Annotated in this window: 13 protein-coding genes; 4 read left to right on the top strand and 9 right to left on the bottom strand. The window is 73.6% G+C overall.

Annotated features, from left to right (window positions below):
- Nucleotides 1-19: 19 nt before the first annotated feature.
- Nucleotides 20-472: an N-acetyltransferase family protein gene (locus tag ACPFP2_RS20390; RefSeq protein WP_424090758.1), complete on the bottom strand. Its 453-nt coding sequence runs from the start codon at nucleotides 470-472 to the stop codon at nucleotides 20-22.
- Between the two features lie 73 nt (nucleotides 473-545).
- Here ACPFP2_RS20390 and ACPFP2_RS20385 point away from each other — a divergent pair, with 73 nt between their 5' ends.
- Nucleotides 546-1,049 (top strand): ion channel, encoded by a 504-nt coding sequence (locus ACPFP2_RS20385; protein WP_424090757.1) that lies wholly within the window; start codon nucleotides 546-548, stop codon nucleotides 1,047-1,049.
- A gap of 9 nt (nucleotides 1,050-1,058) precedes the next feature.
- Here ACPFP2_RS20385 and ACPFP2_RS20380 read toward each other — a convergent pair whose 3' ends face one another.
- Nucleotides 1,059-2,219 carry a helix-turn-helix domain-containing protein gene (locus ACPFP2_RS20380; protein WP_424090756.1) on the bottom strand — a complete coding sequence of 387 codons (1,161 nt, stop codon included), beginning with the start codon at nucleotides 2,217-2,219 and terminating at the stop codon, nucleotides 1,059-1,061.
- Between the two features lie 158 nt (nucleotides 2,220-2,377).
- On the opposite strand from ACPFP2_RS20380, the gene ACPFP2_RS20375 reads away from it, so the two are divergent.
- Nucleotides 2,378-3,667: a YncE family protein gene (locus tag ACPFP2_RS20375; protein WP_424090755.1), complete on the top strand. Its 1,290-nt coding sequence runs from the start codon at nucleotides 2,378-2,380 to the stop codon at nucleotides 3,665-3,667.
- 10 nt (nucleotides 3,668-3,677) lie between these two features.
- On the opposite strand, the gene ACPFP2_RS20370 is transcribed toward ACPFP2_RS20375, so the two are convergent.
- Complete coding sequence (locus tag ACPFP2_RS20370) at nucleotides 3,678-5,234, bottom strand: alpha/beta hydrolase (RefSeq protein ID WP_424090825.1); 1,557 nt, start codon at nucleotides 5,232-5,234, stop codon at nucleotides 3,678-3,680.
- Between the two features lie 54 nt (nucleotides 5,235-5,288).
- The gene (locus ACPFP2_RS20365; RefSeq protein WP_424090754.1) at nucleotides 5,289-6,404 is read right to left on the bottom strand and encodes an ATP-dependent DNA ligase; all 1,116 of its coding nucleotides are present in this window, start codon (nucleotides 6,402-6,404) and stop codon (nucleotides 5,289-5,291) included.
- 135 nt (nucleotides 6,405-6,539) lie between these two features.
- Between ACPFP2_RS20365 and ACPFP2_RS20360 the strand changes: the two genes are divergently transcribed.
- A complete protein-coding gene (locus ACPFP2_RS20360; protein WP_424090753.1) occupies nucleotides 6,540-6,749 on the top strand; it encodes a hypothetical protein in 210 nt (69 codons plus the stop codon).
- A gap of 51 nt (nucleotides 6,750-6,800) precedes the next feature.
- Here ACPFP2_RS20360 and ACPFP2_RS20355 read toward each other — a convergent pair whose 3' ends face one another.
- Entirely contained in the window at nucleotides 6,801-8,030 is a 1,230-nt protein-coding gene (locus ACPFP2_RS20355; RefSeq protein ID WP_424090752.1) for a trypsin-like serine peptidase, read from the bottom strand.
- A gap of 186 nt (nucleotides 8,031-8,216) precedes the next feature.
- On the opposite strand from ACPFP2_RS20355, the gene ACPFP2_RS20350 reads away from it, so the two are divergent.
- The gene (locus ACPFP2_RS20350; protein WP_424090751.1) at nucleotides 8,217-8,720 is read left to right on the top strand and encodes a DUF1990 family protein; all 504 of its coding nucleotides are present in this window, start codon (nucleotides 8,217-8,219) and stop codon (nucleotides 8,718-8,720) included.
- Nucleotides 8,721-8,807: 87 nt separating this feature from the next.
- On the opposite strand, the gene ACPFP2_RS20345 is transcribed toward ACPFP2_RS20350, so the two are convergent.
- From ACPFP2_RS20345 to ACPFP2_RS20330, 4 genes are all read right to left on the bottom strand, one after another.
- Nucleotides 8,808-9,728: a DNA-3-methyladenine glycosylase family protein gene (locus tag ACPFP2_RS20345; RefSeq protein WP_424090750.1), complete on the bottom strand. Its 921-nt coding sequence runs from the start codon at nucleotides 9,726-9,728 to the stop codon at nucleotides 8,808-8,810.
- Nucleotides 9,729-10,082: 354 nt separating this feature from the next.
- On the bottom strand, nucleotides 10,083-10,730 hold the full coding sequence (locus ACPFP2_RS20340) for a hypothetical protein (RefSeq protein ID WP_424090749.1): 648 nt from the start codon (nucleotides 10,728-10,730) through the stop codon (nucleotides 10,083-10,085).
- A gap of 206 nt (nucleotides 10,731-10,936) precedes the next feature.
- The gene (locus tag ACPFP2_RS20335; RefSeq protein WP_424090748.1) at nucleotides 10,937-11,722 is read right to left on the bottom strand and encodes an anti-sigma factor family protein; all 786 of its coding nucleotides are present in this window, start codon (nucleotides 11,720-11,722) and stop codon (nucleotides 10,937-10,939) included.
- Nucleotides 11,719-12,417, bottom strand: coding sequence for a sigma-70 family RNA polymerase sigma factor (locus tag ACPFP2_RS20330; protein WP_424090747.1), 699 nt, complete (start codon nucleotides 12,415-12,417; stop codon nucleotides 11,719-11,721). Before ACPFP2_RS20330 ends, ACPFP2_RS20335 begins: the two co-directional genes overlap by 4 nt.
- Between the last annotated feature and the right edge of the window lie 10 nt (nucleotides 12,418-12,427).

Below are 12,427 nucleotides of genomic sequence, written 5' to 3'. Positions count from 1 at the left end.
GCCCGTCCGGCCACTGCCGTCAGAGCGGGAGCTTCATGCCCTCGTGGCTGGCGACGAAACCCAGGGTGCGGTAGAAGCGGTGGGCGTCGTCGCGGGACTTGTCGGTGGTGAGCTGCACCAGCGCGCAGCCCCGCTGCCGGGCCTGGTCGATCGCCCACTGCATCATCAGCCGGCCCAGCCCCTGCCCGCGCAGGTCGGAGCGGACCCGTACCGACTCGATCAGGGCCCGTTCGGCGCCGTGCCGGCCAAGCCCCGGGAGGTAGGTGATCTGCATGCAGCCGACGATCTCGCCGCCCCGCTCGGCGACGATCTGCTGGTTGCGCGGGTCGGCGGTGATGTCGGCGAACGCCCGCTCGTACGCCTCGTCCACCTCGGTGAAGTCCCGGGCCTTGCCGAGCACGTCGTCGGCGAGCAGGGCGATGAGGGTCGGCAGGTCCGCCCGGACCGCCTCCCGGAAGATCACGTCGGTCATGGCCGCAGCCTGCCACAACGACACCGGCCGATGTGCCCGCCGGGGTTGCCCGCAGCGGGCAGCATGGTGCGGCATGGAGCTCCTGCTGCTGCCGTTCCGCTGGATCTACCGCGGGCTGGTCTGGTTCGCGAACTCGCCGCGCACCCTGATCATTTCGTACCTGCTGATGATCGTGGTGGCGGGCGTGATCTACGGGCAGGTGGAGAACCGCACCCCCGCCGACGCGGTCTGGTGGGCGGTGGTCACCGCCTCCACCGTCGGCTACGGCGACATCTCACCGACCACCTGGCAGGGGCGTAGCCTCGCGGCGCTGCTCATCTCCACCATGGTGCTGCTGGTCATCCCCCTGATCACCGCGCACTTCGCCAGCCGGCTCATCGTCGACGACGACGCCTTCGAGCACAACGAGCAGGAGGAGCTGAAGCGGGACGTGCGCCGGATGCGGGCGCTGCTGGAGGAGTTGGCCGCCCGGCAGGGCATCGACCTGCCCGAGCTCGAGCCGCTGCCGCCCGCCTCGCCGGAGCGGTCGGTGCCGGTCTGGGAGCGGTCCAGGAAGAGGCGTCCGCCGCAGGGGTGACCCCGGCCGTCAGCCCCGCTCCCGCCAGGTCCGCAGCGCCCACCACCAGCGGACGGTCTCCAGCACCGGCCAGCCGCCGGGCGTCTCGACCACCGCCGGGAAACCGGTCAGCTCCCGCAGCCGGCGCAGCCGGTACCGGACCGTGTTCGGGTGCACGTGCAACGCGGCCGCCGCGTGGTCCAACCGCTGCCCGTGGTCCAGCCAGGTCAACGCGGTCGAGGCCAGCTCCCGGTGGAACTCGTCGCTCGGGTCCAGCCCCGCCGGCAGGGTCGCGCCGAGCAGCTCGGCCAGCGCCGGCTGGGCGGCCAGCGCGGTCTCGCCGGCCAGCTCCGTCACCTGGTGCAGGCCGTGCCGGCCGCGCCGGGCCGCCGCGCGCAGGGCGGCCACGCAGAGGGCGTACATGGCCGGCGCCCGGTCCAGCGGGCCGGCGGGCGCGGCGACCACCAGCACGCCCGGGTCGAGTCGGTCGGCCGGGGGCAGCCGGCGGGCCAGCCCGGCCAGCCGGCCCTCGACCGTGCCGAGGACGGCCCCGTAGTGGGAGAGCCGCCGGGTCAGCGCGTGGGCCCGGACCGGGTCGCCACCCTCGGCCACCAGACAGTGGTACGGCCCCTCGGCGCGCAGCCCGAACCGGCCCAGCTCCTCCGCCGCCCGCTCGACCGGCTCCTGCCCGATCAGCAACCGGCGCAGCAGCCGGGTACGGGCGTCGTGGCCGGCGCGGGCCAGGTCCCGTTCGGCGCGGCGGTGCCCGTCGACCACGGCGCGCTCCAGCGCGGCGGCGTACCGCCCGATGGTGAGCAGCCCCTCCACCAGCACGTCGTCCGGGATCCCGGCCGCCCGGCCGTGCCGGACCACCAGCTCCACCGCCCGGTTGCGCCCGGCCTGTACGCCCTGCAGCAGTCCGGCGACGGTGACTCCCTGCGCGGCCCGGTCGGCGCCGAGTCGACGCGCCTCGGCGAAGTCCCGCTCGGCCGGGTCGTCCCGGCGCTCCAGTGCGGTCAGGCCGCAGGTGAGCAGGGCGACGACCTGTCGGCGGACCTCGGCCGGGGGGAGCCGGGCGATCTCGGGGGAGTTTCCCCGGGCGGCCCGCACCACCTCCTCCACGGCCGCCGTGTCGGCGGTCAGCTCGCGCAGCAGCGTGCCGAGGGAGGTGGCGCTTCCGGTGCCGGCCATCGCTGCTGCCGCCTTCCCGTTGTAGTCCCGCCACAAGGGACCGCCCCGGTTTTGGAGTCCGGCCCCTATCCGGGGCGGCGGGCCGGTTGGTCTCCTGGGTGTTACCGCAAGGTAACACTGACAAGTGTCGATGCGCACCGGCCTTCCAGGAGAGGTCCATGGCACCCGTACCGCCCGTCTGCGTACCGCCGTCCGCGTCCCGTGTCCGCGCCCGGCGCACGGTGGTCGCCGCCCTCACCGTGCTCGCCCTCACCGCCGTCGGAGCCCCGGTGACGGCGGCCCCGGCCGCCTCCACCGCGCCGTTGCAGGAGGTGATGTTCGTCGGCAACAACTGGGAGGGCACCGCCGACGTCATCCGTTCCCACGGCGACTACGCCCGGTTGGGCCGGATCGACGTGGTCCCCGACCGGGCGGAACGGCTGCGGGAGATCTACCTCAACCCGATCAGGCTGGCGTTCTTCCTCGGCATCCGGCAGGGCCCCGGCGAGGGACACGACCAGTTGGTCGACGACATGTACACCACGCCGGACGGCACCGCGCTGGTGGTGTCCCGGCCCAGCTTCGCCGACGTGGTCTCGATCGACCTGGCCACCGGGAGGATCAGGTGGCGGTTCCCGGTGTCCGGCTTCCGCTCCGACCACATGGCGGTGTCACCGGACGGCACCCGGGTGGCCGTCTCCGCCTCCACCGGCAACACCGTGCACGTGCTGGACATCGTCACCGGCCGGCAGGTCGGCTCCTTCGCCACCGGGGACAAGCCGCACGAGAACATCTTCACCGACGGCGGCCGGTACCTGTGGAACATGTCGATCGGCGAGGTGAACACCGCCCTGGACGCGCCCTGGCTCGACTGGACCAAGGGGGACCGCAGGATCACCGTCGCCGACACCCGCACCTTCGAGGTGGTGAAGGTGATCGACATGCGGGACCGGCTGGACGCGGCCGGGCGCCGGGACCTCTCCGACGCCGTCCGCCCGGCCGTGCTCACCCCGGACGGGCGCAGCCTGTACTTCCAGGTCTCGTTCTTCCACGGCCTGGTCGAGTACGACGTCGCCGCCGACCGGGTCACCCGGGTCGAGGAGCTGCCGAAGAACTCGGCGACCAGCGAGGACCGCACCAGCTGGGTGAACGACTCCCGCCACCACGGGATGTCGATCAGCCCCGACGGCGGCAAGCTCTGCGTGGCCGGCACCATGGACGACTACGCCACGATCGTGGACCGGTCCACGCTGCGCGAGGGGCCGCTGGTGACCGCGAGCAAGCCGTACTGGGCCACCGTCAGCGGGGACGGTCGGGACTGCGTGATCTCCGAGGCCGGCGCCGACCGGGTCACCGCGATCAGCTTCGCCACCGGGCAGAAGGTGGCCAGCGTGCCCGTCGGCGACCACCCGCAACGGGTCCGCCTCGGCCGGCTCCCGGTCGACTGGACGCCCCCGCCGGCCGGATGACCGTTCCCGGTCACCGGGCCGGGCAGCGCAGCCCTTCCCGGGGCACCGTCAGCGAGATCAGGTACGCGTCCACCGCGTCGGTGACGCAGGCCGTCTGCGGGTAGGCGGTGTGCCCCTCGCCCTCCCAGGTCAGGACCCGGCCCACCCCCAGCATCGAGGCCAGCTTCGCGGTCTGCTCGTACGGGGTGGCCGGGTCCCCGGTGGTGCCGACCACCACGATCGGCGGGGCGCCCTCGGCCCGGCCGGTCGGGTACGGGTCCCGCCCGCCCGGCCACTCCACGCAGCCGAGCATCCCCACCGCCAGCGACGGGCCGAAGAGCGGGTACCTGTCCCGCCACTGCGACTGCAGTTCGCGGATCCGGGCGATGCTCGGCTTCTCCGTCTCGTCGGCGCAGTTGACGGCGAGGTTCGCGTCGAACAGGTTGGAGTAGTTGCCCTCCTCGTCCCGGCCCGCGTACGCGTCGGCGAGGGCGAACACCCCGCTCGGGTCGCCGCCCTCCAGCTTGTCCACGGCCCGGGCCAACTCCTCCCAGCCCGACTCCGTGTAGAGCGACGAGATGACCGCGTAGAAGACCCAGCCCGAGGTGGCCTCCCGCCCGTCGGCGCCGCGTGCCGGGGAGACCCGCGCCTTGTCGATCGCCGAGGTCACCGCGGCCCGGGCGTCCGGGGCGATCGGGCAGCGCCCGGCGTTGGCCGCGCACCACCGGGTGAAGTTGCCGAATGCCCGCTCGAAGCCCTTGGCCTGGCTCTCCGAGCCGGCGATCAGCTGCTGGCGCGGGTCGACCGCGCCGTCGAGCACCATGGCCCGTACGTTGCGCGGGTAGAGCTGGGCGTACGTGGCCCCGAGCAGGGTGCCGTAGGAGTAGCCGAGGTAGGTCAGCTTCTCGTCGCCCACCGCCGCGCGCACCGCGTCCATGTCCCGGGCGGCCTGCTCGGTGCCGTAGAGGGGGAGCTGGTCGCCGTACTTGTCGCCGCAGCCGCGCCCGACCCGCTGGTTGAGCGTGCGGTAGGCGTCGAAGGACTCCTGGCTGCGCGGGTCGGGATCGGCGCCGAAACTGGCGTCCAGGTCGGCGTCGGAGATGCACTTGACCGGGCTGGACCGGGACACCCCGCGCGGGTCGAAACCGACGATGTCGAACCGGTCGGTGATCGACGCCGGCAACCCGCCGAAGGCCTGGCCGAAGGAGAGGTAGACCGCGGTGTCCACCCCGGAGCCGCCCGGCCCGCCGGGGTTGATCACCAGCGAGCCGATCCGGTCCCGCTGCTTCGACGAGCGGGCCCGCAGCAACGCGATCTCGAAGGTCTCCCCGGTGCCCGGGCCGGCGGTCGCCCCGGCGCCGGCGCCCCAGTTGCGGGGCACGGCGATCCTCGCGCACTCGTACCGCATGCCCGGCGCGCCGCGACCGACCAGCTCCTCCGCGACCTCCGGACAGGCCCGCCAGGTGGGCGCGGTGCCCGGCGCCGCCGCCTTCTCGGCGCTGCCCGGCACGAACGCCGGCAGCGTGCAGCCGGCGGCGAGCAGCGCGCCGGAGACGAGCCCGGCCAGGGTGAGCCGGACCCGACGGATCCGGTGGGATGTGCGGGTCACCAGCGAGCCTCCGTGATCGTTTTCCGGCCCAGGCTACGCCGGACCGGTCGCGGCCGGCTCGACGGTCGCCGCCGGGTCACCCCGCAGGACCTGGTCCACGTCGAAGCGGACCGGACGGTCGAGCTGGTCGTAGCGGCAGGAACGGGGATCGCGGTCGGGCCGCCAGCGGACGAACCGGGCGGTGTGCCGGAACCGGTCGCCCTCCATCGCGTCGTACGCCACCTCGACCACCAGCTCGGGGCGCAGCGGCTCCCACTCCAGGTTCTTCGTGCCCGTCCACCGGCTCACCCCGCCCGGGATGCGCTGGCCCCGTTCGTGGTCGCCGTGCACCCACGGGTGCTCGCCGTCGACGTCCCGGTAGGGGGCCAGCTCCTCCAGCAGCTCCTGGCGGCGGGCCATGGTGAACGACGCGCTCACCCCCACGTGGTGCAGCACCCCGTCCTCGTCGTGGAGGCCGAGCAGCAGGGAGCCGACCACCGGTCCCGACTTGTGCCAGCGGAAGCCGGCCACCACCACGTCGGCGGTGCGGGCGTGCTTGACCTTGGACATCAGCCGCTTGCCCGGCTCGTACGGCAGGTCGGCCGGCTTGACGATCAACCCGTCCAGCCCGGCGCCCTCGAACACCTCGAACCAGCGACGGGCCGTCTCCGGGTCGGTGGTGACCTGGGTGACGTGCACCGGCGGACGGACCGTCGCCAGCGCCGCCTCCAACCGGGCCCGGCGCACCGGATAGGGCTCGCCGGTCAGCAGCTCGTCGTCGAGGGCGAGCAGGTCGAAGGCGACGAAGTCGGCGGGGGTCGTCTCGGCGAGCAGCTTCACCCGGGAGGCGGCCGGATGGATGCGCTGGGCGAGCAGCTCGAAGTCGAGCCGGGGCTGCCCGCCCGGGCCGTCCCGGCGGATCACGATCAGCTCGCCGTCGACCGCGCACCGCTCGGGCAGCTGCCGGCGGGCCTGTTCGACCACCTCGGGGAAGTAGCGGGTCATCGACTTGCCGCCCCGGCTGGCCAGCTCGACCTCGTCGCCGTCGCGGAACACGATGCACCGGAAGCCGTCCCACTTCGGCTCGTACGTCAGGCCGGGATCGGTGGGCAACCGGGCCACGCTCTTGGCCAGCATCGGTTCGACCGGCGGATTGATCGGCAGGTCCACGGCGACCAGTCAACCAGACGGCACCGACAGTCGTGAGGCAGATCACCGCCGGCAGTGGTACGGCGTGTCCCCGTGCGTCCCGCCCGTCCTTCCCGCACGGATCGTGTCTGCGCAGCTCAGAGCTACCGTCGCCGGGTGAGGTTGGTGTGCTGCTGCTGCGGGCGCTTCCAGGTCACCGTGGAGCTGGTCCGGGGCCGGCACCGGTACCGCCTGACCCACCGCTACCCGGCCCGCTTCGGCGGCGGCAAGAACGTTCTCGGTGAGGTGGGCACCGTCGCCGAGCTGGAGGAGCTGCTGCGCCGGCACACCCCGCTCGGGCTGGCCGACCTGCGTGAGGCCGCCTGATCCCGACGACGAGCGTGCCGGAGCGCGCGACGCGCGCTCCGGCACGCACCGTCAGCTGTTGACGATCAGGCTGGCGATCTGGTTGTAGATCAGGTGGGCCTTCGCGCCCTGGTTCGACGGGCAGCCGCCGAGGTGGTGCAGGGCGATCACCCGGTGGTTGGCGTCCAGCACCGGCGAGCCGGAGTTGCCGCCGGAGGTGTCGCAGCTGTAGCTGATGTTCCAGGTGTTGTAGTTGGCGTTCTTGACGGTGCAGCGGGTGCCGTTCTGGGTGTCCTCGAAGATCGACAGCCGCTTCGGACGGCCGTCGCCGTGGCCCGGGATGTACATCCGGGTGCCCGTGGTGGTGGCGGTCGTGGCCAGGAACAGCGTGCCGAAGCCCTGGATGGCGGTGAAGTTGTTCACCGAGTACAGGGCGTAGTCCAGTTCGCCGGAGCCGCCGCTGCTCACCTTGTACAGCGTGGCGCCGCTGACCTTGGTGCCCGGGCCGGGGTTGTTGCCCCCGCAGGTGGCGCACTGGTAGTTGAACTGCATCTCGCTCCCGCTGACGGCGGACTGCGTCGAGAAGCAGTGCTTGTTGGTCAGCATGCGGTTGGTGCTGCCCACCCGCCAGGTGGTGCACATCCCGCCGCCGCTGATCAGCAGCCGCGCCACGGCGTTGCCGCGGGCGTACTCGCCGGGGTGGCTGCTCTGGTAGCAGACCACGTCGCGACGGGCGTCGGTGCTGCAGACGGACTGCAGGGAGATGTTGTGCTGGCTGATCTCCGCGCGGTCGTAGCCGCGCCAGAACCGGTCGATGGTCGCGGCGCTGCCCCGGGCGCGACGGCTGCTGTGCAGCGTCACCACCGCGGTGTCGCCGTCCACCGACATCGCCCAGAAGCCCGGCTGCCCGTCGGTGGTGTAGTCCGAGCCGGTCGCGCGGCTCAGGTGGCGGTCGTAGCGGTAGCTCTCCCTGCCGTCGGGGCTGGACACGGTGACGTACTCGCCGTCGGCCAGGCGCAGCGAGCGGAAGTGCACCTTGACGTAGGTCGCGCCGGGGTGCCGGACGATCTGGGTACGACCGTCGCGGGCGTAGGACAGCGAACCGTCGAGCGTGCGCAGCTCACCGACCGTGGTGACGCCCTCCGCCGAGAACTGTTCCGATTCGGGCGCCCGCTCGGAGTGCGGAGCGAGCGGCTGGACCGAGGACGCCTCGGCTGCGGGTACCGACACCAGGCTCAGCCCCAGCGTGAGGGCGCTGAGCGTGACCGCCGCCGTCCGCAGGCGGCGCAGGGCAAGTTTCATCGTCGCTCCTTCCCAGGAACCAGCACCTCGTCGTGCTTTCGGTCTTCCTACCGGAGATTGATAGATCAATGCAAATGTCTCTATGGGCGGGGGTGTTCGGCGGCATCCGCCACCCGGCGTGCGACGCCCCGCCGACCACGGCGGGCAACCCTGCGGCGACCACCGCGCCGCCCTAGGCTGGACGGCGTGTCCGAGCTGACGTATCCGCAGGTGGGAACCACCCGGAAAGGGGCGCTGCCGGCCGGCTGGCACCACCTGCGCCACCGGAGCCGGCTGCCCGACGGCAGCTTCGCCGTCGCGGCCGAGGCCGTGCTGACCTGGCGGCTGCACCGGGCCGCCGGGGTACGCATGCGCACCGACGCCCCGCGCGCCGCCCCCGGCGTACGGGTCACCCCCGGCCTCGGCGTCGGCCCGCTGCGGATCTGGGGCCCGTGCGAGGTGGTCTGGGCGGAGTCCGACAGCCGGCTGGCCGGCTTCGGCTACGGCACCCTGCCCGGGCACCCCGAGCACGGCGAGGAGGCGTTCCTGGTCACCCGGGACGACACCGGCGCGGTCTGGTTCGAGGTGGTCGCGTTCAGCCGGCCGGCGGTGTGGTTCATGCGGGCCGCCGGACCGCTCGGCCGGGCCGTGCAACACGGGTACGCCCACTGGCTCGCCCACACCCTGCGCCGCCTCTGCGCCCGGGGCTGAGCCGGCGCGGCGCGGTCCGCCTCGGCCGACCACGGTGACCGTGGCGGCGGGCCCGGGATCAGCACCGCCGGGCGAGCGGCGGCGGGCTCAGAAGCGGGCGAAGGAGCGGATCGGCATCCGTGGCCCGTACCTCGGCGCCTGGATGCCGGCCGCCGCGAGCAGCAGGCAGACCCGTCCCCGGTGACCACGGAACGGCTCCAACAGGGCCAGCATCCGCTCGTCGTCGCCCCGCGCCTCACCGGCCAGGGCCCAGGCGACCGTGTGCGGCACGTGGTAGTCGCCGACACTGACCGCGTCCGGGTCGCCGTACGCGACGCGCACCACCTCGGCGGCCGTCCACGCTCCGATGCCGGGCACCGCGGTCAACCGGCGGGTGGCCTCGGCGCTGTCCGCGCAGCGTTCCAGCCGCTCGGCCAGCGCGGCGGCGCGGCGCAGCGTGTCGGCCCGGCGCTGCTCCACCCCGAACGGGTGGAAGACCCAGTACGGCGCGGCGGCGACCGCCTCCGGCGTGGGCGGCAGCAGCAGCGGCTGCATCGGCCCGGGCGCCGGCTCGCCGAAGTGCCGCACGGTCGCCGCGTACGCCCGGTACGCCTCCTTGCCGGTCACCTTCTGCTCGAAGACCGCCCGCAGCACCCGGGGGAAGACCTGTCCGGTGGCCGGCATCCGCAGCCCCCGGTGCGCCGCGGCGAGCCGGGCCACCAGCGGATGGGCGGCGGCCAGCTCGGCGAAACCGGTGAGGTCGTCGCGGAGCCCGGCGATCGCGTCGGCCCGGTCGACGATCCACCCGGCGCCCGGGCCGTACGCCTCGGCGAGCAGGTCACCGCCGCCGGGGCGCAGCGCCAGCGTGGCCGGGCCGGCCGGGGTGCGGGTGGCGTACCAGAAGGTGCCTGCGGCGATCCGCGCGCAGGGGTCGTACGGGCTGAAGGTGAGGGCCCGGACGGTGGCGGCCAGCCGGTGCTCGGCCGGCGGGCGCAGGGTCCGCCGCGCGGCGGGCTCGGTCCAGGTCACCCGCACACTCTGCCACGCGACGGCCCCGTGACGGACGACACCGCCGACGCCCTGCACGTCGGCGGTGTCTCCATCCCGGGAGCGGACCGGCCGCGAGGCGGCCGTGGGTGCGGGGTTGGGGGGACCTCGGTGGCGCGCCGGCTGGCGTTGACGCGCGCACCGCCCTCGTCCGCTCGCGGGGTTCCGTGGGGGAGGGCTCCGGCGGAGGAACCGTGGCGCCGGCCCGCGACGGGGCCGGCGCCACGACCGGGGCGCACGACGCTGCCGGTACGTCGGCGTCCGGATCCGTGACGGTGGCCGGCCACGCCCTCCCCGGCTGCGGCCGACCACCGTGTCTCACACCGGAGGCTCCGGTCAGTACGAGTACTCGCCGCCGCCGCTGTTCGCGCCGCTCTCGGCCGGCGGGGCGACCGCCTTCGGGGTGCCGGTCGGCAGGCACTCCAGGTTCTTCTTGCCGTCCGGCTGGACGACGAACCAGGTGCCGCCGACGCCCTGGCCCTTCCACTGGCCCGGCTTCTTGTCACCGATGTAGCGGTAGACCGGCCAGCCGCCGATGGTGATCTGGCGGGTGCCGTCCTGGCGGGTGACGCTGCCGACCTTGTCGTCGGAGACGCCCTGCAACTGCGGGTTGCCGTCGGTCAGCGCGGGCGGCCACACCTGGGCGCACTTGTCCACGCAGTTCGACGACGGCGGGTCGTCCGAGTCCTTGTCGAAGCGGTAGAGCACGAAGCCTTCCTGGTCGGTCACGACCTTGCCCATCCGGGCGACGTTCTTGCCGACGAGCTGGTCGGTCAGCTGCACGTCGGCGGGGGGCGGCGCCTGGTCGGCGGCGGGCGCCTCGGGAGTCGCGGAGGCCTCCGGCTCCACCGCCGCGGTGGGCTCGGCCGCGGCGACGGCGACCGGCTCGGCCGCGCTGCTGTTCGCGTCGTAACCCGCGGGAGCGCAGGCCGTAAGTGCGACCATCGCGCTCGCGACGATGACGGTCCGCTTCATCTGTGCCACGTGCCCTCCTCATTCTTGGCAGTTCACCGAGTAGTACGGAGGGTCCACTGTCAAGGTTGAACGATTGACCGTGGGCAATTTCACTAAAATTCGTTGAACCGATCCGGGCACCGCTACGTGTACCGGCACATCCGGCCCCGCACCGGGCGAACGCCGAGACGGCGCCGGCCCGCGCGGGGCCGACGCCGTCTCGGTGCGGCGGGAGATCAGGGGACGACGGTCACCAGCGGGCTGGCCACCCCGTTCGCGTCCACCGACTGCACCTGCAACTTCGCGATGTCGTTCTTCGGCGCCGAGGTGGCCGCCTCCAACTGGAGGTCCTGCGGGTTGCTGTTGGTGCCGTAGCCGCCGCCCGGCACCGACCAGGTGGAGATCACCTCGGTGGTGGCGTTCTTGCGGATCACCACCAGCCGGCAGGTGCGCGGGCCGGGCAGCCGGGTCAGGTTGAACCCGATCCAGGTGCCGTACTCCTTGTTGGCCAGCCACATGGTGGCCTTCACCCCGGTGCTGCCGTCGGTGGCGTCGTGCTGCTCGCCCGGGATCTCGTTCGGACCGCCCGCGCCGGGGCCGGACCGGGTGGGCTGCGGGGTCGGCGGCCCGTCCACCGCCGGCGCGGAGACCGTCGGCTCGGCGATCACCTGGTCGCCGCCGTCACCGACGCCGAGGACGGCCACACCGATGCCGCTGAGCGCGCCGACCGCCACCACCGCGGCGGCCATCGACAGCACCTGACGGAACCGGGCGCGCCGCCGGTGGGCGCGGACCGCGACCAGCGTACGGTCCAGCAGCGCCGGATCCGTCGCCGTGTGCTCCATCGCCATCATCGTCTCGCCGTCGATGTCGGAGAGCAGCCCCACCACGGGCACCATCGTCTCCAGTTCGGCGGCGCAGGCCCAGCACGTGGCGAGGTGCTCCTCGAACCGTTCGGTGTCCTGCTGGTCCAGCACGCCGAGCGCGTACGCGGCGACGTCCATGTGTTCGGCCCGGCTCATTCCGTCACCCCCCTCTCCTGCAGAGCCGTGCGCAGCGCGCGCAGCGCGTAGTAGACCCGCGACTTGGCGGTGCCGAGCGGAAGGCCCAGCTCCTCGGCCGCCTCCGGCACCGTACGGCCCCGGAAGTACGTCGCCACCAGGATCTCCCGGTGCGACTGGCTCAGCGTACGCAGCGCGTCCGCCACCGTCATGGTGCGCAGCACCCGGTCGGTGCTGTCCGCCTCCGCGAACGCGGTCAGGTCCCGGTCGTACGTCTCGGCCGGGCGGGCCTGTTCGCTGCGGTGCTCGTCGATGGCGATCCGCCGGGCCACCGTCACCAGCCACGGGCGCAGCGAGCCCTGACCCTGGGCGCCCAGCCGGTGCGCGTTGCGCCAGGCCCGCAGCAGGGTCTCCTGCACGATGTCCTCGGCGCGCTGGCGGTCACCGCCGGTCAGCCGCATCACGAACATCAGCAGCGGCCCGGCGTGCTCTGCGTAGAGCAGCCGGATCAGCTGGTCGGAGTGACTGGCCTCAGGGGACACCGCCTGGTGGCGTCCGGGCGCCGGTCGCGGCGTCACCGGGCCATTCTGGCGATCGGTGGGCCCGGCGTCGACCCCCCGGGTCGACCTGGAGGCACGGGGCTGGGGCTGGGCCCGGGCGAACATCCACCCTGGCCTGGCCATCTCGCCGTGCAAGCCGGCCGCGACCGCACTCATGCAGACCTCC

Origin of the sequence: Micromonospora citrea, assembly GCF_049629545.1 — a bacterium.
Classification (GTDB): Bacteria; Actinomycetota; Actinomycetes; order Mycobacteriales; family Micromonosporaceae; genus Micromonospora; species Micromonospora citrea_A.
Note: the sequence above shows the minus strand (reverse complement) of the source record. Positions and strands in the feature narration are given on the sequence as shown.

What these genes read in the sequence shown, in the direction of transcription:
- ACPFP2_RS20330 (WP_424090747.1), bottom strand. Translation starts at nt 12,417, where the DNA reads ATGAGTGCGGTCGCGGCCGGCTTGCACGGCGAGATGGCCAGGCCAGGG.
- ACPFP2_RS20355 (WP_424090752.1), bottom strand. Translation starts at nt 8,030, where the DNA reads ATGAAACTTGCCCTGCGCCGCCTGCGGACGGCGGCGGTCACGCTCAGC.
- ACPFP2_RS20390 (WP_424090758.1), bottom strand. Translation starts at nt 472, where the DNA reads ATGACCGACGTGATCTTCCGGGAGGCGGTCCGGGCGGACCTGCCGACC.
- ACPFP2_RS20385 (WP_424090757.1), top strand. Translation starts at nt 546, where the DNA reads ATGGAGCTCCTGCTGCTGCCGTTCCGCTGGATCTACCGCGGGCTGGTC.
- ACPFP2_RS20335 (WP_424090748.1), bottom strand. Translation starts at nt 11,722, where the DNA reads ATGAGCCGGGCCGAACACATGGACGTCGCCGCGTACGCGCTCGGCGTG.
- ACPFP2_RS20380 (WP_424090756.1), bottom strand. Translation starts at nt 2,219, where the DNA reads ATGGCCGGCACCGGAAGCGCCACCTCCCTCGGCACGCTGCTGCGCGAG.
- ACPFP2_RS20375 (WP_424090755.1), top strand. Translation starts at nt 2,378, where the DNA reads ATGGCACCCGTACCGCCCGTCTGCGTACCGCCGTCCGCGTCCCGTGTC.